Raw genomic sequence first — 595 nt, forward strand, 5'->3', positions numbered from 1 at the left:
GAAGCCTGGGGCGATCTCCTCTCGCTCGAGGGTGCGCTGTCCATCCAGCAGCCCCTCATCGAGCCGCTCCACCACACCCCGAGCCCGCTCGAGGTCCTGGCCCGCTTCGTCACCGGCAAGTCGGTCAGCGGCTACGACCTCGTCCGCGAGACCTGGAAGGACGCCCCGTCCTTCTCGACGGTCACGTGGGAGAAGTGGCTCTTCGACGGTGTCGCCTCGGTCTCGCCCGCGCCCGCCCCGGCCTCGGTCGACTGGGCCAAGGCCGAGCCGCTCATCACGGCCGGCGCCGCCGCGAAGGCCGCCGCCCTCGAGATCGGCTTCGCGCTCGACGCGACCATCCTCGACGGCCGCCACGCGAACAACGGCTGGCTGCGCGAGCTCCCGCACCCGATGACGAAGGTCACGTGGGAGAACACGCTCGTCGTCAACAAGGCGACGGCCAACGGTCTCAAGAACGGCGACCTCGTCAGCCTCACGGTCGACGGCGCCTCGGTGACCCTGCCCCTCTACGTGCTGCCCGGCCTGGCCGACGGCACGGCGCTGGTCTCGGTCGGTCACGGTCGCAAGGGCCTCGGCCGCGTCGCCGACCAGCACG

Annotated in this window: 1 protein-coding gene; it reads left to right on the plus strand. The window is 71.6% G+C overall.

Translation table 11 applies throughout. The features are described from left to right. Positions 1-595: hypothetical protein (locus tag JNK74_29545; protein ID MBL7650318.1), on the plus strand; the 595-nt coding region annotated here is incomplete at both ends.

It is taken from the genome of Candidatus Hydrogenedentota bacterium (assembly GCA_016791475.1).
In the GTDB taxonomy this organism is placed as follows: domain Bacteria; phylum Hydrogenedentota; class Hydrogenedentia; order Hydrogenedentales; family JAEUWI01; genus JAEUWI01.